The organism is Paenibacillus sp. FSL H3-0333 (assembly GCF_038002805.1).
GTDB lineage: Bacteria > Bacillota > Bacilli > Paenibacillales > Paenibacillaceae > Paenibacillus_AQ > Paenibacillus_AQ silagei.
Map to the genome: position 1 here is coordinate 1253425 of NZ_JBBODG010000001.1, position 19127 is coordinate 1272551.

Sequence of the window (19127 nt, forward strand, 5' to 3'; positions counted from 1 at the left end):
GTGTACCATCTAAGCCCGACCTCTCTGGCAGAAGGTTAACCGCAGGAGCAGTTGAGCACCGGCTTACGCGCGGCCTGCGTCTCATCCAGGCGGCTGATCTCAGTCGTATGCGGTGCATTAATGACAATCTCAGGCGTCTCCTCGGCTTCCTTGACGATTCGGATCATGGTCTCAATGAAGCCGTCGAGCGTCTCCTTGCTCTCGGTCTCGGTCGGCTCAATCATCATACATTCCTCTACCGTCAGCGGGAAGTAGACGGTTGGCGGATGATAGCCGAAGTCAAGCAGCCGTTTGGCTACATCCAGCGTGCGCACACCGTATTGCTTAAGGTTCTTGCCGGACATCACGAATTCATGCTTGCAGACCCCCGGGAAGGGAATCTCGAAGTAAGGAGCCAGCCGGTGCATCATATAGTTGGCGTTCAGCACGGCGTTCTCGGACACCTCGCGCAGGCCGTCGGGACCGTAGGTGCGGATATAGGCATATGCACGGACGAGAATCCCGAAGTTGCCGTAAAAGGCTTTGACGCGGCCGATCGATTCCGGCCCGCCGCAGTCCAGCGTGAAGCTGCCGTCTTCGTTCTGTGCCACCGTAGGCTGCGGCAGGAATGGAATCAGCTTCGCCTTCACGCCGACCGGTCCGGCTCCCGGCCCGCCGCCGCCGTGCGGCGTGCTCATCGTCTTGTGCAGGTTGAGATGCACCACATCGAAGCCCATATCGCCCGGGCGGGTGATGCCCATAATCGCGTTGGAGTTCGCTCCATCATAATAGAGCAGGCCGCCCGCTTCATGGACAATTGCGGCGATCTCGACGATATGCGTCTCGAAGAGTCCAAGAGTACTCGGGTTCGTGAGCATCAGCGCAGCGGTGTCGCTGCCTACAGCTGCCTTCAGCGCTTCGAGATCGACCATTCCCTTGTCGTTGGAGGGGATGGTCACGGTGTCGAGTCCCGCTGCGGCGGCACTTGCCGGATTGGTGCCGTGCGAGGAATCGGGCACGATGACCTTGGAGCGGACCTCTCCGCGGCTCTCATGGTAGGCGCGGATCATCATCAGGCCGGTCCACTCGCCATGGGCGCCGGCAGCAGGCTGCAGGGATACGGCATCCATGCCGGTCAGGGCGGCGAGATCCTTTTGCAGCGTGTACATCAGTTCAAGCGCACCCTGGATGCTCTCCTCCGGCTGGTACGGATGGATCTTGGAGAGTCCCGGGAAGCGGGCGACATCCTCGTTGATCTTGGGGTTGTATTTCATCGTGCAGGAGCCGAGCGGATAGAAGCCGTTATCAACTCCGAAGTTGCGGCGGGACAGGGCTGTATAGTGGCGGATCACATCCACTTCCGATACCTCCGGCAGTATGATCGGCTCACTGCGCAGCAGCCCTTCAGGAATGAGTGAGCCAAGGCCTTCGTCCTGCGGCACATCACACAGAGGCAGGGAGTAGGCCGAGCGGCCGGGACGGCTTAATTCAAAAATCAGACTTTGTTCCGGTTTCATACACAGCCCTCCAGTGCGCTTGCAAATTCGTCAATTTCGGTCTTGCTTCGTTTCTCCGTTACGGCAACCAGCATATGTCCGGCCAGCTCGGGGTAATCCCGGCTTAAGTCATAGCCGCCTAAAAAGCCTTCCTTGAGTAGCCTGGAGTTAATCGCACTCACACTGCTGCCCTCCGGGAGCTTCAGGACAAATTCATTGAAGAACGGAGCAGTGAAGACGCGCTCTGCGCCGGTGATTTCAGCCAGCCGCCCTGCGGCGTAGTGGCTCTTGCGGATGTTCAGCTCACCCACCTCGCGCATGCCCTCCTTGCCCATCACGGACAGGTAGACAGAAGCGCACAGTGCCAAGAGTGCCTGGTTGGAGCAGATATTCGAGGTCGCTTTCTCACGTCGGATATGCTGTTCGCGGGCTTGCAGCGTCAGCACGAAGCCACGCTTGCCATTCCGGTCAACTGTCTGGCCGACGATCCGGCCCGGCATCCGGCGCATCAGCGGCTCGGCCACCGCGAAGAATCCGCAGGTTGGGCCTCCCAGTGAGGCGGCGATACCCAGCGGCTGGGCGTCACCGACGACGATGTCTGCGCCAAGCCTTCCCGGGGCTTCCAGCACACCGAGCGCAATCGGGTTCGCGCTGACGACGAGTAGACCCTTGACCGCATGGACCAGCGGCTCGATCTGGCGCAGATCCTCAATGCCGCCGAAGAAGTTCGGGGACTGGACCAGCACAGCGGCCGTATCGCTGTCGACAGCTTCGGCCAGCTTGGCGAGATCCGTTACTCCGTCAGCATAGTCAATTTCTACAATTTGCAGGCCCCAGGCGTTGGCGGAGGTACGAAGCACCTGACGCGCTTCCGGGTGAACCGTACGGGAGACAATCAGCTTTTTGCGTTTGGTAGCTCCGGCGGCCAGCACCGCTGCCTCGGAGAAGGCGGTTGCGCCGTCATACATACTGGCATTGGCAACCTTCATTCCGGTCAGCTCACAGATATACGACTGGAATTCAAAGATCGCCTGAAGCTCCCCCTGACTGATCTCCGGCTGGTAAGGAGTGTAAGCAGTATAGAATTCGGAACGGGAAATCACATGGTTGATGACAACCGGAACATGGTGATCATACAATCCGGCGCCCAGGAAGCTGGTGTGCGTGTCGAAGTCGGCATTCTTATCAGCCAGACCCTTCATATGGCGAAGCAGTGCGTATTCGTCCAGAGCGCCGGACATCGGCATCGTTCCCTGGTAGCGGACGGACTGCGGAATATCGGCGAACAGCTCGTCGATGGACTGGATGCCTACGGTTTCCATCATTTCTGCACGGTCTTGCTCAGTCATAGGCAGATAGCGGTGCTTCATTGCGGCTTCACTCCTTGGCTTCTTTTGTAGAATGGGGCTTTGATGACGGCAGCCTTGAGCTGCTTGCCGCGAATCTCCACGTACACCTCTGTGCCGATCTCCGTATAGGCAGCGTCCAGCAGGGCGAGTCCGAGATTCCGTTTCAGTGTCGGGGATTGTGTGCCGGTCGTTACTTCACCGATCTTGACTCCGTCCGCATACACGGGGTAGTGGGAGCGGGGAATGCCGCGGTCGATCATCTCCAGGCCCACAAGACGCCGGGGCAGACCGGCTTCCTTCTGCTTCAGCAGGGCGTCACGGCCGATGAAATCCCCTGCATCCAGCTTCACGAAGAACTGGACACCGGCTTCGAGGGGAGTGATATCCGCTGACAGCTCCTGGCCGTACAGCGGCAGCTTGGCCTCGAAGCGCAGCGTGTCGCGTGCGCCGAGTCCGGCAGGAGTTAGGCCATGCGGAGCGCCTGCGGCGAGCAGGCCATTCCAGAGAGCTGCCGCTGTATCTGCGGGAGCGTACAGCTCAAAGCCGTCTTCGCCGGTATACCCGGTGCGGGAGAGCAGGACGGTGACGCCGCAGATTTCAGCGTGTTCGATGAAGTGGAACGGCTTAAGCTCTGTTAGAGACACCTGCGTGACCTTGGCCAGGATCGTCCCCGCCAGTGGTCCCTGCAAAGCGAGCAGCAGGGTCTCATCCGAGATATTCTTCAGAGTGACCCCGCTGAACTCAGCGGTGAGATGCTCCTGCAGCCACTGGAAGTCTTTGTCGATATTGGAAGCGTTGACGACAAGCATATAGCGCTCTTCGCCCAGCCGGTATACGAGCAGATCGTCCACCACTCCGCCGCTTGGATAGAGCATGAGAGTATACTGCGCCGCGCCGTCTTCCAGGCGGCTGACATCATTCGTGGTCATTCTCTGGAGGAAGGCTTCCGCGCCCTCTCCGGTAACCATGAATTCCCCCATGTGGGAGACATCGAACAGTCCGGCCTGATTGCGGACGGCTTCATGCTCCTTCACGATCCCTGTGAACTGCACCGGCAGCTCCCAGCCGCCGAAATCAATACATCTGGACTCCGCATACGCGGCATAGAGATCATAAAAAGGTGTTCTTCTCAAAGACTCCATCTCGTCACTCCCTTGGCTTTGGTTACATACGAAAAAGGACAGGCGAAAGCCATTATGCACGCATGCATAAATGGACTTTCGCTCTGTCCTTTGTACCTGAGAGTTACCCTGCAGCTGTTGGTGCAGGTTTCCCCGTTGGTGATCCGTCAGCCTATGCTACAGGCCTGGATGCTCTCCAGAGATGCGTCCGGCAAAGGTCCTTTTGCCTGAGAGATTCACCCATCCCGGGCTTACTCCTTCGGCGCTGTCTTCCTGTGAGACAGTCTCTCCCTATGCCATCATTCGCAAACCATATGTTTTTCTACTGACTCCATTAAACCGGGTAACCCTCCGCCCTGTCAATCAAAAAACGTCAAAAAGTTGACAAATTTAATTTTACTGTCAGTTATATTGACATTAGGCAAGCCGATAACTTAGGCTATAACTAAATTTAGAACTCCAATTACGGAAAAGAGGCGGCTTGGAAATGAGTGAAGTGCTGGACAACCTGCTATACAGCGAAGAGCATGAGTGGGCGCAGCAGGGCGAGGGACGCGTAGTACGTGTAGGGATTACGGATCATGCGCAGCATCTGCTGGGCGATATCGTGTTTGTAGAATTTCCGGAAGTGGGTGCAGCAATCTCCGCAGGCGACAGCGTGGGCAGTATCGAATCCGTGAAGACGGTATCAGAGCTATATTCACCCGTATCCGGTAAGGTGACCAAGATCAACGATGCGCTGGAGGCCAGCCCGGAGATGATCAACGATCAGCCTTACGGAGACGGTTGGATTTTTGAGCTGGAGCTTGATGTTGAGTTCGCAGAGGCAGTAACCGGCCTGCTGGATGCGGCTGCGTACAAGGAACTGGTTGGGGAATAAAAGTTAGTTTATTTGCGAAAGCGGATGTTAATATGACAGACTTCTCTTTATTACATTAGATGTTACTAATGTGAGAGGTCTGTCTTTTTGCGTCTGTATATCATTCTGGATACCCGAGCAGACCCGGATACAGGCCCGGAGCCAGATGCCACAACAGGGGCAGAAGAGCCAGACCCGCAAGGGAAAATGCAGAGCACAGCAGCAGGAAACGGTATCTTTTTCGCGGACGGGTGGCGGGCTTGAGCACGAAATAATACACTCCGGCTGAATAAAACGGGAAAAGCACGGCGGCAGACATCCCCATACAAACGATAAATGTCGCTTCCCCGGCAGAACTGGGGATCATGGCTTCCGGGTTATAGACCGGATTGACTTGTAAAAAGAGGAGAAGAAACGTCGAATACGCGCTCAGCAGAAGCAGGGGGAAACAGCGGATCCGCCCATTCCCGGACAAGCCGTAGAGCATCCACCAGACCCCGAACCAGGCCAGGGCGAAGATAGCTCCGGCAATAAGGTAATCAGCGCCAATTGCAATCAGCTTGTCCAGCGGATAGACGCGGGCGAGGTCTCCCCAGAAGTAACGGGAGGAGAAGAACTGCATGAAGGCGGCAAAAAATCCGACGAAAAGGGTTAGCATCCCCTGGGCAATAATGATCATGATCAGCGAAACTGCCAGCCGCAAAAGCCTGAAAAACCCTGCGGACTCCGGCGTCGCTCCGTTTGTATCCTGCATAGCGAGCTATCTCCTTATATTAGCAAATGGATATATGCTTCTGCCGCCTGCCGCTATCTGAGCGGATTCGCTCGCGATTACCTGCTATTCTTCCTCCTGCAGCTGCCGCAGTACAATCAGTTCGACCCGGCGGTTCTTCTGTCTGCCTTCGACGGTCACATTATCATATGCAGGCCGGGTATCGGCATAACCCGCGTACTGGAAGGTATCGGGGCTCAGCCCCTCTTTGTCCAGAAAAAAGCGCAGGACAGACAGCGCCCGGGCGCCCGATAGCTCCCAGTTGTCTTTGTACACTGAGCCTGGCGTCACGGGAACATTGTCGGTGTGGCCTTCGATGCTGATGGTGGCGCCGATGCCGCGGAACAGGCCGGAGAGCTGGCGCAGTGCAGGGAGTGCAGGCGATTTCAGCTCAGCCTTACCCGCATCGAACAGGAAGCGGTCACTGAGCGTGATCGCAATGCCCTGCGGCTTATCGGCAACAAAAATCTGCTCACCCAGGTTATTCTCCTCCACGTATTGGGTGATAACGCCCATAAGCGCAGCCAGCTTCGCCTCCTGTTCACGAAAAGCAAGCTCGCGCGCAGACGGCTGGTGTCCAGCCCCATCTCCTTCTTGTCCGGCTGCAGGTGTATCTGCCCCGTGTCCATTGAGTTCGTTCGCATCCCCAGAGTCTGTGGCCGAAGGCGTGTCAGCGGTGCTGCCGTCTTCATTATGACCCTTCGAAACGTCAGTCCCTGTAATGCCCTGATTGCCCTCCAGAACGCCGTTTCCGCCTTCCAGTACAGTACTTCCGCTCTTGAAGGTATCCGATAAGGAGCCGCTGACAATGGCATATTTCTGCGAATCGAGACTGCTCATGGCATACAGAATCACGAAGAAAATAAGCAGAAGCGTGATCAGATCCGCATAGGTAATCATCCAGCGGTCCCGGCTCTCCTTACCTGCGGCGGTGCGGTGCTGCCGGCGGTTTCTTTGTCTCATAGCGGGTCTCCCTGACTGGTGCTGGCGCTGGCGCTGCGTTTAGGGGCGTCTGCCAGGAAGGGGGCCAGCTTTTGCCGGACCAGATGCGGGTGATCCCCGTTCTGCAGGGACAGAATGCCGACTAGCAGCATCTCCATGGTGCCCAGCTCACTTTGGCTGCGGGATTTGATTTTGGAGGCAATGGGTAAAAAGAGTAGATTAGCGCTGGCTACTCCATAGAGTGTTGCTGTAAAAGCTACGGCAATCGACGCGCCTAGATTGGAAGGGTCCGTTAAGTTGCTCAGAACCCGGATCAGCCCCATAACGGTGCCGATAATGCCCATGGTCGGTGCATAGCCTCCGGCGGCTTCGAATATTTTGGCATAGCCTTCATATTTCAGCTCCTTGGCATCCATTCCAAGCTCCAGGATCTGCCGGACCTGATCCGGGTCATTGCCGTCGACAATCAGAAACAGGCCTTCACGGGTGAAGGGATCGGGATGTTCCTCTGCCCGTTTCTCCAGGGCGAGAACACCGCCGCGCCGCGTTAGTGCAGCCATAGCAATCAGCTCTTCGGCTTGTTCCCGGCTGGTATCCCGTTGTCTGCCAAAAGCCACGCGTAGCGCCGCCGGAATGCTGCGGAGCTTGGACGCCGGGAAGCTGATGAGTACAGCCGCAAGGGTGCCGCCGAATACGATCAAGGCAGCATTAGGCTGCAGCAGGCCGGACAGGCTGCCGCCTTCCCACAGAAAACCGCCGATCATGGCGGCAATTCCGGCCAGCAGGCCGAGTATTGTAATGAAATCCATAAATTCAGGCTCCTTAAATTTCTATATATTATGGTTTGCAACAGTCTGGGCAACGCTGTATAATAAACGGGAACGTGCATTCCTATCTTCCATATTTTTCAGCTTGGTATGGATGAAGGATGATTAGGGTTAAAATTATAATATATTCATATATTCTAGACGATAGAGGGGAGACGGGCAAATGAGTGATATTGTCGTCAGTACGAAGACTTTTGCACTGGAGTCCGAGTATACACCCCAGGGCGATCAGCCTCATGCCATAGAAGAGTTATTGGACGGCATCCGGCAGGGCAAGAAGCACCAGACGCTGCTGGGAGCGACCGGTACAGGCAAGACCTTTACCATCGCACAAGTGATTTCCAAGTTGAACCGCCCCACGCTGGTTATTGCGCACAATAAGACGCTTGCTGCGCAGCTGGCGAGTGAGTTCAAAGAATTTTTTCCGAGCAATTCCGTGGATTACTTCGTCAGTTACTACGATTACTACCAGCCAGAGGCGTACATTCCTTCCTCCGATACCTACATTGAGAAAGACTCCAGCATAAATGAAGAAATCGACAAGCTCCGCCACTCGGCAACCAGCTCACTGTTCGAACGCCGTGACGTCATTATCGTGGCGAGTGTGTCCTGTATTTATGGTCTCGGTTCGCCGCAGGAATACGGAAGCCTGCTGCTCTCGCTGCGTGTAGGGATGGAGAAGCCGCGCAATCAGATTCTGAGCCGGCTTGTAGATATCCAGTATCAGCGCAATGATATTAATTTCGTGCGCGGTACGTTCCGTGTGCGCGGGGATGTGGTTGAGATCTTCCCGGCATCCCAGGGCGAGCATGCGATCCGGGTAGAGCTGTTCGGAGACGAGATCGAACGGATTACGGAGATTGATGTTCTGACAGGCGAGCTGATCGGCGAACGTGATCACATCGCGATTTTCCCGGCGTCTCACTTCGTTACCCAGGAAGAGACCATGCGTGTAGCGCTGGTTAATATTGAGCGTGAGCTGGAGGAGCGGCTGGCTGTGCTCCGTGAAGCAGGCAAGCTGCTGGAGGCCCAGCGGCTGGAGCAGCGGACCCGTTATGATATCGAGATGATGAAGGAAGTCGGCTTCTGTTCGGGGATCGAGAACTATTCCGGTCCGCTTACCTTCCGTGAGCCGGGAGCTACTCCTTATACACTGATGGACTATTTCCCGGATGACATGCTGATTGTGATTGACGAGTCTCATGTGACGCTGCCGCAGATCCGGGCCATGTACAACGGTGACCGTGCGCGTAAGACAGTCCTTGTAGAACACGGGTTCCGCCTGCCGTCTGCGCTGGATAACCGTCCGCTGCAATTCGAGGAATTCGAAGACAAGGTGAGCCAAATTGTATACGTGTCCGCAACACCGGGACCTTATGAGATGGAGCATTGCGATACGATGGTCCAGCAGATCATCCGTCCTACCGGTCTGCTTGATCCGATCATTGAAGTGCGCCCTACCGAAGGGCAGATCGATGATCTGATCAATGAAATCCGTGACCGTGTAGAGCGCGATGAGCGTGTTCTCGTTACCACCCTTACGAAGAAGATGTCTGAGGACCTGACGGACTACTTCAAGGAGATTGGCATCAAGGTACGTTATATGCACTCCGATATCAAGACACTTGAGCGGATGGCGATACTGCGTGATCTCCGTCTGGGCACCTTCCACGTGCTGGTCGGTATTAACCTGCTCAGAGAGGGTCTTGACCTGCCGGAGGTGTCGCTGGTCGCGATTCTGGATGCTGACAAGGAAGGCTTCCTCCGTTCCGAGCGTTCGCTGATCCAGACAATCGGCCGGGCTGCCCGCAACTCGGAGGGACGGGTCATTATGTATGGCGACCGCATTACGGACTCCATGGAGAAGGCCATGAGCGAGACCCAGCGCCGCCGTGAGATTCAAATCGCCCATAATGAGAAGCACGGGATTACCCCGACGACCATCAACAAGAAGGTGCGCGATATCATCGAGGCGACCAAGGTGGCGGAGTCCAAGGCCGATTATCTCACCGGTGTCGGCGGCAAGCTGAACAAGAAAGACAAGCAGAGCCTGATGCAGCGTCTGGAGGCTGAGATGAAGGACGCCGCCAAGAACCTGCAATTCGAGCGCGCCGCCGAGCTGCGCGATGCCTTGCTTGAGCTGCGGGCAGAGTAACCCGGCGCTGAAGTTAACGATCCAGGGAACGGCGCTATTCAGGCCGTTCCTTTTGAAGATAAATGGGCCATGCCCTTGCATATCCCGGAGGGACAGCCCGAAGTTGAAGCCCTTTGCACATTCCGCAGGAATAGCCCGCAGTTGAGCACTTAGCGCGAATCCCGGAGGGACAGCGTGTTGTTGAAGCCTTTTGCGCATTCCGCAGGAACAGCCCCCAGTCAAGCCCTTAGCGCGAATCCCGGAGGGACAGCGTGCTGTTGAAGCTCTTTGCGCATTCCGCAGGAACAGCCCGCAGTTGAGCACTTAGCGCGTATCCCGGAGGGACAGCGTGCTGTTGAAGCTCTTTGCGCATTCCGCAGGAATAGCCCGCAGTTAAGCATTTAGCGCGAATCCCGGAGGGACAGCGTCTGCGGCAAGCGGCAGCGAGCCGTAGCCTGATCTTGAAGTATAGCGGCCCCGTAGGGGTTAGCGGGCCCATAGCCCCAGTAGTCGTCCATTCACCCGCCTAATTCCTTCCGCCGAGCTTGCGGGTGTCCAGAGGGTGCAACCCTTGGGGCCCTCCCTTGGAAGGGAGGGTTTGGGAGGGATAGAAAATATTTTCCCAAAATGTTTTGAATTTTAATTTTCTCTTAAAGGAGAGGTACCGTTGGCACATGAAAGTATAGTAATCAAGGGCGCGAGGGCCCATAACCTCAAGAACATCGACGTAACGATTCCGCGTGACCGCTTCGTCGTGCTGACGGGACTGAGCGGCTCGGGCAAATCCTCCCTGGCCTTCGATACCATCTACGCCGAGGGTCAACGCCGGTATGTCGAGTCGTTGTCTGCCTATGCGCGCCAGTTCCTGGGCCAGATGGAGAAGCCGGATGTAGATTCCATCGACGGACTCTCCCCGGCCATATCGATTGACCAGAAGACGACTAGCCGTAACCCGCGTTCCACGGTAGGGACGGTTACCGAGATCTATGACTATCTGCGGCTGCTCTTTGCCCGGATCGGCCATCCGCATTGTCCGGATCATGGCATAGAGATCACTTCGCAGACCGTTGAACAGATGGTGGACCGGATCATGCAATACCCGGAGAAGACCCGTCTGCATATTCTGGCCCCGGTCATTTCCGGCCGTAAGGGTGAGCATAAAGGCTTGTTTACCGATATCTCGAAGCAAGGCTTCGTCCGTGTACGTGTGGACGGTGAGCTGCGGGAAGTGACGGAAGATATTGTACTGGAGAAGAATAAGAAGCATACCATTGAGGTTGTCGTTGACCGGATTGTGATTAAGGATGATATTGAAACCCGGCTTACCGATTCGCTTGAAACTGCCCTGAAGCTGTCGGGTGGTCAGATTCTCGTTGATGTGATGGGCCAGGAAGAGCTGCTGTTCAGTGCAAGCTTTGCTTGTCCGGTCTGCGGATTCAGTATAGAAGAGCTGGCGCCGCGGATGTTCTCCTTCAACAGTCCATTCGGAGCCTGCCCTGAATGTGACGGGCTGGGGATGAATATGGTAGTCGATCCCGATCTGCTGATCCCGGATATGGAGAAGTCCATTGAAGAAGGAGCTTTCCTGGCCTGGACAGGCAGTACGTCGAACTACTATCCGCAGTTCCTGAAATCGGTGTGCGAGCATTTCAAGATTCCGCAGAATGTACCGGTAAGTAGCCTGTCGCCGGAGCATATGAACAAGCTGCTGCACGGAACAGGCAGCGAGAAGATCCGTTTCCGGTATGAGAACGACTTCGGCCAGCGCAAAGACGCCCTCGTTGCTTTTGAGGGCATTATTCCGAATCTGGAGCGCCGGTACCGTGATACAGCCTCCGAAGGTATCCGCGAGTTTATAGAAGGCTTCATGAGCGCCAAGCCCTGCCATTCATGCAAGGGCAAGCGGCTCAAGAAAGAGATTCTGGCCGTGACTATCAATGAGCAGAATGTTGCGGATGTGACGGATCTTTCGATTGGGGATTGCCTGGACTTCTTCGCAGACCTCAAGCTTAGTGAGAAAGAAACAGCGATTGCCAATCTGATCCTCAAGGAAATCAGCAGCCGGCTCGGCTTCCTGGTGAATGTGGGGCTGAACTATCTTACCCTTAGCCGGGCAGCTGGTTCTCTATCCGGTGGGGAAGCCCAGCGCATCAGGCTGGCTACCCAGATTGGCTCCAGTCTAATGGGTGTCCTCTATATTCTGGATGAGCCAAGTATCGGCCTGCATCAGCGGGACAATGACCGGCTGATTGCCACGCTTGCCCATATGCGCGACCTCGGTAATACGCTCATCGTCGTTGAGCATGATGAGGATACCATGATGGCAGCTGACTATATTATCGACATTGGACCGGGTGCCGGCAAACACGGCGGCCAGGTAATTGCCCAAGGGACCCCGGAGGAGATTATGAAGGACCCCGGTTCCCTGACCGGTGAATACTTGAGCGGACGCAAGTTCATCCCGGTGACTTCCAAGCGGCGGCCAACTGATAATGAACGCTGGATCGAGATCCGTGGAGCGAAGGAGAATAACCTGAAGAATGTGAATGTAAAGATTCCGCTCGGTGTCTTCACAGCGGTAACCGGCGTATCCGGCTCCGGCAAGTCTTCGCTTATTAACGAGATTCTCTACAAGAGTCTGGCCCGCCAGTTGAACAAGGCGGTCAAGGTCCGTCCCGGCTTGCACAAAGAAATCCGCGGCCTGGAGAATCTGGACAAGGTCATCGAAATTGACCAGTCCCCGATCGGGCGTACACCGCGCTCTAATCCGGCTACGTATACAGGTGTGTTCGATGATATCCGCGATCTGTTCTCCAAGACGAACGAGGCCAAGGTACGCGGCTTCCAGAAGGGGCGTTTCAGCTTCAATGTGAAGGGCGGCCGCTGTGAGGCGTGCCGTGGAGACGGCATTATCAAGATTGAAATGCACTTCCTGCCGGATGTCTACGTGCCCTGTGAAGTTTGCAAAGGCAAACGGTATAACCGCGAAACGCTGGAAGTGAAATATAAAGGCAAGAATATCTCGGATGTGCTGGAGATGACGGTGGAGGATGCAACGGAGTTCTTCAAGAATATTCCGAAGATTCACCGCAAAATGCAGACCTTGCTGGATGTAGGCCTGGGCTATATCAACATCGGCCAGCCGGGAACCACCCTGTCCGGCGGTGAAGCCCAGCGTGTGAAGCTGGCTTCCGAGCTGTACCGCCGCAGTACCGGCAAGACACTCTATATCCTGGATGAGCCGACAACCGGCCTGCATGTGGACGACATCGGGCGTCTGCTTGAGGTACTGCACCGCCTGGTCGATTCCGGCGAATCGGTTCTGGTCATCGAGCATAATCTCGATGTCATTAAGACAGCCGACTACATCATTGATATGGGACCGGAAGGCGGCAGCGGCGGCGGTACGGTCCTGGCCACCGGAACACCAGAGAAGCTGATTACTGTTGAAGAATCCTATACCGGTCGCTACCTGAAGCCTGTCCTGATCCGTGATACGGAACGTACGCAGGCTATGAAGCTGCAGACTTCTGAGACGGTGTAACTGTAGAACCCTAATACCCCATGACTCTTCTTACAGGAGAGCATGGGGTATTTTAATATTGCGGCAGGTTTCACAAGTTCTGATATGTTTTGGGGAGTCAGAATGCCCTCTATTGAGTCTCTAAGCTATAGAGCGGACGTAGTTGGAAATAAGGCACTTAATATTGCTGGAACGGCGTGGAGAACGAACGTAGTTGGAAAAACTCCACTTCTCTCCATGGAACTCTGCGGATTCAGCGAAAATTGGGTTGAACAAGTGTTGTTTTTCCAACTATTTGATATAAATGCAACGGTTGCGCCAAACTAGATGTACTAATTCCACTAAATATCCCTCGCCCTCACACTACGGCGGTAAGCAAAAACATACGCAACAGCAATACTGCCCGATCAGTAATTTATAGTATCAGCTTCCCGCTACAACTCACTGCGGATGCCCAAGATAATCTAAATCGGCTGGTAATTTTAGATCTTCGTTTGAACCCTTCCCGTGAGTCTACAATCCAGACGGTTCTTCCGATCCAGACTCGGATATACAAGGAACGGAAGATAACTGGCCGGACAATTCCCTGTACTTCGACCTCTGTGCCATCCGGCTGTTCAATCTCAGTTCGCACCAGCCATGTGTTTCCGATTCCGAATTCAATGTATTTCAAAGAAGGATCACCGTTCTTTCTACTAGCCTGTATTCTGAATTCAGGATTGATTGTAACACTATATTATACGAAAATTAAACTGGCAGCAGATAAGCACCATAGGCATATCTACAGCATGTCCGCCGTAAGATTCAATGAGAAGCTTTTGCGTTGATTGAATAGCAGCAGCTGTAGGCTGGATTGAGGTGGATTGGCTCATTGAAAATTGAAAAACAACAGCGGTCAATGATGAATATCGCCAATCCGAGGCGCGATTTAGCCATGAGGAAACTTTTTTGTGACAAATACGCCATTTTTAAAATATTTCTATTGCGTGACGGAAATGGTAACGATAACATAGAAGGTGATATGGATTAGAGAAACTTGCTTGACAACACTCTCAGGGAGGGATTGCCATGCTGCTTGCAGAAGCTGCCGCGCAAGAACCGTCTAAATTTCATACCTTCGATGCATTTATGATTGTATTCACGATCCTGATACTTATCGGTGTGGTCCGGCTGCTTAGAGCTCCGCAGAAGAACAAATTTGCCATCGGTTTTGCAGTGGTAAGCCTGCTGGTTTTTGTGGTATCCGATTATGCAATGATTCTGAACTGGTTCAGCTAGAGTAAGGCACACATAACCTCAGAGGCAAGCTCATCTTAAAGACACCTTTACCGCCAGCGGCGATCCTAAAGGCGTCTTTTTTTGAAGATAAGAATTCATATGCTTCGCGCGCAGGAAAGAAGGGGAGAGCCATGGGAATGGGGAGGAGCGGGATTGCCCGAGGTAGTGTGGTATTGCCGGGTATTCTGCTGTTATTATTGTCGGGATTCATAGGTCCAGCCGGTGTGGTTCATGGGGCGGGCTACGGCGGGACAGGAGCATTAGCGGCTGAGAGAGGCACGGCTGTGAACGTAATGAAGGCCGGACAAGCAGGTAAGGTGCAAAAAGAGAGCAAGGGGCAATGGAGCCAGCCCGCAGCAGCAGACCCGGTTCCGCAAATCATAAGCACCGTCTCGCCGTCTGTAGTCGGCATTATCGGCAAAGCGGGAGGAGAAACCGGCGGACCGGATGACCGTTACAATCTGACCCACGGCTCCGGGATTATCGTCAGAGCAGACGGATGGATCATTACCAATGCCCATGTGATGGCCGGGCTGGAGAAGGCGGTAGTGGTCACCTCAGACGGGACGAGCTATAATATCACAGATACATACTCGGACGAATTCAGTGATCTTGCATTGGTCAAAATCAAAGCCAAAGCCTTAAAACCCGCAACCTTCGCAGGCAGCGCCGCCAATCTTCAGGTAGGGGAGAAGGTTATCGCAATCGGGACGCCGATCTCCTTTTCCCTGAGAAATTCGGCTACTGTAGGCGTGATCAGCGGTCTTAACCGTTCGGTGGATGCGGCGTACCGGCTGATCCAGAGCGATACGGCCATCAATCCCGGCAACAGCGGAGGACCGCTGGTCAATATGAAGGGGGAGGTACTCGGGGTCAACAGCATGAAGTTCGCAGCCGTGGGTGTGGAGAATATGGGCTTCTCGATTCCCGCAGATACGGTGAAGTACATCATGAATCAGCTGCTCCAATATGGAGAGGTCCGGCGTCCGAGCCTCGGCATTGAGCTTGAGGAGAGCTGGCCCGTAATTGTCGGACTGCCTGGGCAGGAGCCGTTAACGGTGACGAAGGTGGTTACGGCAGAAGCGCGCAAAGCAGGAATTGCGGCGGGAGATGCACTCTATGCGATAGATGGACGCCGGGTGACTTCACTTGTTGACGTTAATGAATTATTCAGGCAGTACAAGCCGGGGGCGGTAGTCAAGCTACTGATGCAGAGTGATGGCGATATCGTAGCCAGAAGCCTTGTCCTTGGACAAGGTGACCCTTTGGTGAATGCCGCTGGTGCGGAGGGGGATTCCGATGATCAGAAGACGGATTGAGGAGATGACAGGTACAGCCGGGCCGGGCAGCAGGGCGAGACAAATGCGGCGCGGGGGATCTGTTTTTGTAGTCCTATTGTTGCTGCTCAGCCTATTTCCCGTGGGAAGGGCCCAGGCGGCGGAGGGGGCTCTGCTACAGCTTAGTCTTCAAGCGGGCAGCACAGCTGCAACAGTTAACGGGAAGCCGGTCACGATTCCGAAGCCTTTTGCTGAGAATGGAACGCTGCTGGTCCCGCTGGGTATTTTCAAAAAAGCCTTCGGCAGCACTGTCTCCCTACAAGGCGAAGATGTGGTGAAGATTATGTACGGGCCGCATACCGGTGCGATGACGATAGGCAGTACGACTGCCTGGAAGGATGGCGTCAAAATCAAGCTCGCCGCGCCCCCGCGTATGGTATCCGGTGTGCTGATGGTGCCGCTGAGGTTCGTGGCTGGAGTGCTGGGTGCGCGGATGACTCCGGCGGAGGGCGGAGGGGTACTGGTTACGTTATCTCCTCCAGTAGCAGTAGTAGACGTTGAAGCGCAGAGCGGGATTGACAGTGACGTCGGCAAAACCCGGATCGGCAACAGCTATCTGGAGTGGAGCATGAACTATCCGCCAGGGCTGGTGGTAGGCGACAGCGGAGGGAATGAGAGCGTAGCGACTTTTACGAGTGCAGAGAACGGGTATTATATGGAGGTGCACGCTTCGCCGCTGGCCGTTCCGCTTGATCCCGAGGGGCTGCTGGAGAATCTGGTCCGCTCCTCGGAGGAGGGCGGGGAGATTGTGCTGGACCGGGAGGCTGTGTCTAAGGCCAAGGTTCCTTACGCCCGGACCGTGAGCAAGGATTCGAGCGGCGCGCTCTGGGAAGGCAGGCAATATTATGCCGGAGGCAGGCTGTATGAGATCTATCTGACAGATGACAATGCAGCCAATTATAAGGACCTGGGCAAATATGCGGCGTTGCTGAATTCTTTTCAGCCCTCTTTTGACGCCTTAGACCGAAGTATCCGCGACCTCTCCACGATCCGCAACGGGCTGCGCAAAGGGTACAACGATGACTACGGGATTGCGCTTAAGGTCCCTGCCGACTGGAGTGCGGATGACCAGCAGCTCTATTATACGGGCAAACAGGGGAGTTATCTGCGTGTAAAAGTAAGCTCGGCCCCGGCAGGCTCCACGCTGGCAAGTTGGAACGAGGAACTGCGGTCTCAGCTACGTGACACTTATGTGACCGAGGCCTACACCTTGAAGGACAGCGTAGCGGGCAAGGTCTCAGGTGAACCGGCGCTGATTAATGAGATCGGGCTTAACCCGGGCAGCGGGTGGAGTACGGAATATCAAATTCTGCTGCTGAAGAACGGGTACCGTTATTATTTTGAATATGTTGCGGCTTCCGGGCCGGGGCAGAGTGGTGATCAAGCGCGCTTTACAGAGGTGCTGAACTCGATCGATATTGATTTTGCCCAGACCAAGAGTAACTTCGGGCGCCTGGCGTCAGAGGATTATAACCAGCTTAGCCAGAAGTCGGTCACTAAGACCTCCAAGACCTACGGCTACAAGCTCGAGATTCCGCGGCTGTGGAGCCCGGTCCAGGATTTGTTTGAGAGCCAGAGCGTGGAATACCGCTTCACCGGCGGCCGGTTCCAGCTCTATGCCAGTCCCGAGGTTACGCCAGAATATGCTGTCAGCCAGCTGCAGAGCTATTACCAGAACACCAAGCAAGACCCTAAGGGCCCGCAGGTGAAAAGCGTCACAGAAACCACCTTCGCCGGTGTACCAGCTACGATGCTCACGGTAGAACAGACTAAGAACAGCATCCCCGTGGGCACGAAGATTATTGTCTTCAACCGCAACGATGTGGTCTATACGCTCACTGTCACACTGAATGATGCCAACGCCACGGCGAGCCAGCAGGCGGTGCTGGAGCGGGTGCTGGGGTCGTTTGGGTGGGTGGGGGAGTAGGAGAGTAAAGAGGATATAAAAACAACGTCCCAGGCTGCCGATCAGCCGGGACGTTGTTTGTGTAAGACACGAATAAATTAATTACTTAAGTCTGATAAACAAAATTATGATTTACGTCCTTCAACAGCGGTGCTTGTTCATCCTTGGCAGACAGGACAGGGGTAACGTCGATCGGCCATTCAATGGCAATATCGGGGTCACTCCACAGAATACCGCCGTCACATTCAGGCGCATATAGCTCATCGCATTTGTATTGAACTTCAACATCCTCGGTTAGTGTCATGAAGCCGTGGGCGAACCCTTTGGGGATGAGGAGTTGCTTCTTGTTCTCAGCATTTAGCTCAACGCCGAACCACTTGCCGTAAGAAGGACTGCCTTGACGGATATCTACAGCTACATCAAAGATCGATCCGCGTGTGCAGCGTACAAGCTTGGTCTGTGCCTTCGGGTTTAGCTGGAAGTGAAGTCCGCGCAGAGTGCCTTTTACCGCTGAATAGGATTGATTATCCTGAACGAACTGGTAACGGAGATTGTGTTCATGGAATTTGGCTTCGCTGTAGGTCTCCATGAACCAGCCGCGGTGGTCCCCGAAGACTGCCGGTTCAACGACAAGAACATCCTCCAGATTGGTTTTGATAAACTTCATCGTATCCACTCTTTCTATGGTTTAAAATTGGATTTTACCTGTAGCAACCTTAATTAAATATTGGCCGTATCCGGTCTTGCTCAGCTTATGTCCGCATTCCAGGAGATGTTCCTTAGTGATCCAGCCATTGATATAAGCAATTTCTTCGGGTGCGGAGATTTTGATCCCTTGATGGTCTTCAATGGTTCTGACGAAGTTGGTAGCATCCACCAGGCTCTGGTGGGTTCCGGTATCAAGCCAGGTAAACCCGCGTCCCAGCAGGGCAACATCCAGCTCGCCCAGCTTCAGATAGGCTTCGTTAATCGAAGTGATTTCCAGCTCGCCACGGTGTGAAGGCTTGACTTCCTTAGCGATAGAAATCACCCGGTTGTCATAAAAATAAAGGCCGGTAACCGCATAATTGGATTTTGGATGCTCCGGTTTCTCTTCGATACTGAGGACCTTGCCGTCTTCGTCAAATTCCACTACACCAAAACGTTCGGGATCGGGAACATGGTAGCCAAATACGGTCGCCCCGCTTGTTTTGTCGGCAGCTTGCTTCAACATCTTAGTCATGCCGTTCCCGTAATATATATTATCTCCGAGAATCATCGCTACAGAGTCTTCTCCGATAAACGATTCGCCCAGAATAAAAGCCTGTGCCAACCCATCCGGGCTCGGCTGGACGATGTACTGCAGTGAAATTCCAAATTGGGAGCCATCACCGAGCAAATGCTCGAACCGTGGTGTATCCTCAGCAGTAGAGATGATCAGAATTTCTCGGATGCCTGCCAGCATTAATGTGGACAAGGGATAATAAATCATGGGTTTATCATAGACCGGCAGTAATTGTTTGCTGGTTACCATTGTGAGAGGGTATAACCGGGTACCGCTTCCTCCCGCAAGAATTATGCCTTTCATAACTGTTTCAACTCTCCTTTTGCTGCATATAAATTTT

Annotated in this window: 17 protein-coding genes and 2 riboswitches; of the genes, 8 read left to right on the forward strand and 9 right to left on the reverse strand. The window is 54.4% G+C overall.

The window, feature by feature from the left end; genetic code table 11:
• Positions 1 to 35: 35 nt before the first annotated feature.
• The 3 genes from gcvPB to gcvT are packed head-to-tail and all read right to left on the reverse strand — an operon-like array spanning position 36 to position 3966.
• Positions 36 to 1496, reverse strand: a complete 1461-nt coding sequence (gene gcvPB / locus MHH78_RS05550) for an aminomethyl-transferring glycine dehydrogenase subunit GcvPB (protein ID WP_341166847.1) — start codon at positions 1494 to 1496, stop codon at positions 36 to 38.
• Positions 1493 to 2845, reverse strand: coding sequence for an aminomethyl-transferring glycine dehydrogenase subunit GcvPA (gcvPA, locus tag MHH78_RS05555; protein WP_341166848.1), 1353 nt, complete (start codon positions 2843 to 2845; stop codon positions 1493 to 1495). The genes gcvPB and gcvPA overlap by 4 nt, the downstream gene beginning before the upstream one ends.
• A complete protein-coding gene (gcvT, locus tag MHH78_RS05560; RefSeq protein ID WP_341166849.1) occupies positions 2842 to 3966 on the reverse strand; it encodes a glycine cleavage system aminomethyltransferase GcvT in 1125 nt (374 codons plus the stop codon). Before gcvT ends, gcvPA begins: the two co-directional genes overlap by 4 nt.
• Before the next feature lie 81 nt (positions 3967 to 4047).
• A riboswitch (glycine riboswitch) is annotated at positions 4048 to 4147 on the reverse strand.
• 3 nt (positions 4148 to 4150) lie between these two features.
• Positions 4151 to 4248, reverse strand: a riboswitch (glycine riboswitch).
• 184 nt (positions 4249 to 4432) lie between these two features.
• Here gcvT and gcvH point away from each other — a divergent pair.
• Positions 4433 to 4825 carry a glycine cleavage system protein GcvH gene (gene gcvH / locus MHH78_RS05565; protein WP_341166850.1) on the forward strand — a complete coding sequence of 131 codons (393 nt, stop codon included), beginning with the start codon at positions 4433 to 4435 and terminating at the stop codon, positions 4823 to 4825.
• A gap of 100 nt (positions 4826 to 4925) precedes the next feature.
• Here gcvH and MHH78_RS05570 read toward each other — a convergent pair whose 3' ends face one another.
• The 3 genes from MHH78_RS05570 to MHH78_RS05580 form a co-directional block, all read right to left on the reverse strand.
• Positions 4926 to 5558, reverse strand: a complete 633-nt coding sequence (locus tag MHH78_RS05570) for a hypothetical protein (RefSeq protein ID WP_341166851.1) — start codon at positions 5556 to 5558, stop codon at positions 4926 to 4928.
• A gap of 84 nt (positions 5559 to 5642) precedes the next feature.
• Positions 5643 to 6539: a flagellar motor protein MotB gene (locus MHH78_RS05575; protein ID WP_341166852.1), complete on the reverse strand. Its 897-nt coding sequence runs from the start codon at positions 6537 to 6539 to the stop codon at positions 5643 to 5645.
• Positions 6536 to 7327: a flagellar motor protein gene (locus tag MHH78_RS05580; protein WP_341166853.1), complete on the reverse strand. Its 792-nt coding sequence runs from the start codon at positions 7325 to 7327 to the stop codon at positions 6536 to 6538. Before MHH78_RS05580 ends, MHH78_RS05575 begins: the two co-directional genes overlap by 4 nt.
• Positions 7328 to 7508: 181 nt before the next feature.
• Here MHH78_RS05580 and uvrB point away from each other — a divergent pair, with 181 nt between their 5' ends.
• From uvrB to MHH78_RS05595, 3 genes are all read left to right on the forward strand, one after another.
• Positions 7509 to 9500, forward strand: coding sequence for an excinuclease ABC subunit UvrB (uvrB, locus tag MHH78_RS05585; RefSeq protein ID WP_036721141.1), 1992 nt, complete (start codon positions 7509 to 7511; stop codon positions 9498 to 9500).
• Between the two features lie 646 nt (positions 9501 to 10146).
• Positions 10147 to 13023, forward strand: coding sequence for an excinuclease ABC subunit UvrA (gene uvrA, locus MHH78_RS05590; protein ID WP_341166854.1), 2877 nt, complete (start codon positions 10147 to 10149; stop codon positions 13021 to 13023).
• 42 nt (positions 13024 to 13065) lie between these two features.
• The gene (locus MHH78_RS05595; protein ID WP_341166855.1) at positions 13066 to 13329 is read left to right on the forward strand and encodes a hypothetical protein; all 264 of its coding nucleotides are present in this window, start codon (positions 13066 to 13068) and stop codon (positions 13327 to 13329) included.
• An 88-nt stretch (positions 13330 to 13417) separates the two neighbouring features.
• Here the strand turns inward: MHH78_RS05595 and MHH78_RS05600 are convergent, their stop codons facing one another.
• Positions 13418 to 13675 (reverse strand): DUF3977 family protein, encoded by a 258-nt coding sequence (locus tag MHH78_RS05600; protein WP_341166856.1) that lies wholly within the window; start codon positions 13673 to 13675, stop codon positions 13418 to 13420.
• A gap of 198 nt (positions 13676 to 13873) precedes the next feature.
• On the opposite strand from MHH78_RS05600, the gene MHH78_RS05605 reads away from it, so the two are divergent.
• The 4 genes from MHH78_RS05605 (at position 13874) to MHH78_RS05620 (ending at position 17544) form a co-directional block, all read left to right on the forward strand.
• Complete coding sequence (locus MHH78_RS05605) at positions 13874 to 14032, forward strand: hypothetical protein (RefSeq protein WP_341166857.1); 159 nt, start codon at positions 13874 to 13876, stop codon at positions 14030 to 14032.
• A 38-nt stretch (positions 14033 to 14070) separates the two neighbouring features.
• The gene (locus tag MHH78_RS05610; protein ID WP_340946667.1) at positions 14071 to 14280 is read left to right on the forward strand and encodes a hypothetical protein; all 210 of its coding nucleotides are present in this window, start codon (positions 14071 to 14073) and stop codon (positions 14278 to 14280) included.
• Between the two features lie 137 nt (positions 14281 to 14417).
• Complete coding sequence (locus MHH78_RS05615) at positions 14418 to 15599, forward strand: S1C family serine protease (protein ID WP_341170285.1); 1182 nt, start codon at positions 14418 to 14420, stop codon at positions 15597 to 15599.
• On the forward strand, positions 15580 to 17544 hold the full coding sequence (locus MHH78_RS05620) for a stalk domain-containing protein (protein ID WP_341166858.1): 1965 nt from the start codon (positions 15580 to 15582) through the stop codon (positions 17542 to 17544). The genes MHH78_RS05615 and MHH78_RS05620 overlap by 20 nt, the downstream gene beginning before the upstream one ends.
• Positions 17545 to 17629: 85 nt before the next feature.
• On the opposite strand, the gene rfbC is transcribed toward MHH78_RS05620, so the two are convergent.
• Together rfbC and rfbA are read right to left on the reverse strand one after the other, a co-directional pair.
• Positions 17630 to 18190, reverse strand: a complete 561-nt coding sequence (gene rfbC, locus MHH78_RS05625; protein WP_341166859.1) for a dTDP-4-dehydrorhamnose 3,5-epimerase — start codon at positions 18188 to 18190, stop codon at positions 17630 to 17632.
• A gap of 21 nt (positions 18191 to 18211) precedes the next feature.
• Complete coding sequence (gene rfbA / locus MHH78_RS05630) at positions 18212 to 19090, reverse strand: glucose-1-phosphate thymidylyltransferase RfbA (protein ID WP_341166860.1); 879 nt, start codon at positions 19088 to 19090, stop codon at positions 18212 to 18214.
• Between the last annotated feature and the right edge of the window lie 37 nt (positions 19091 to 19127).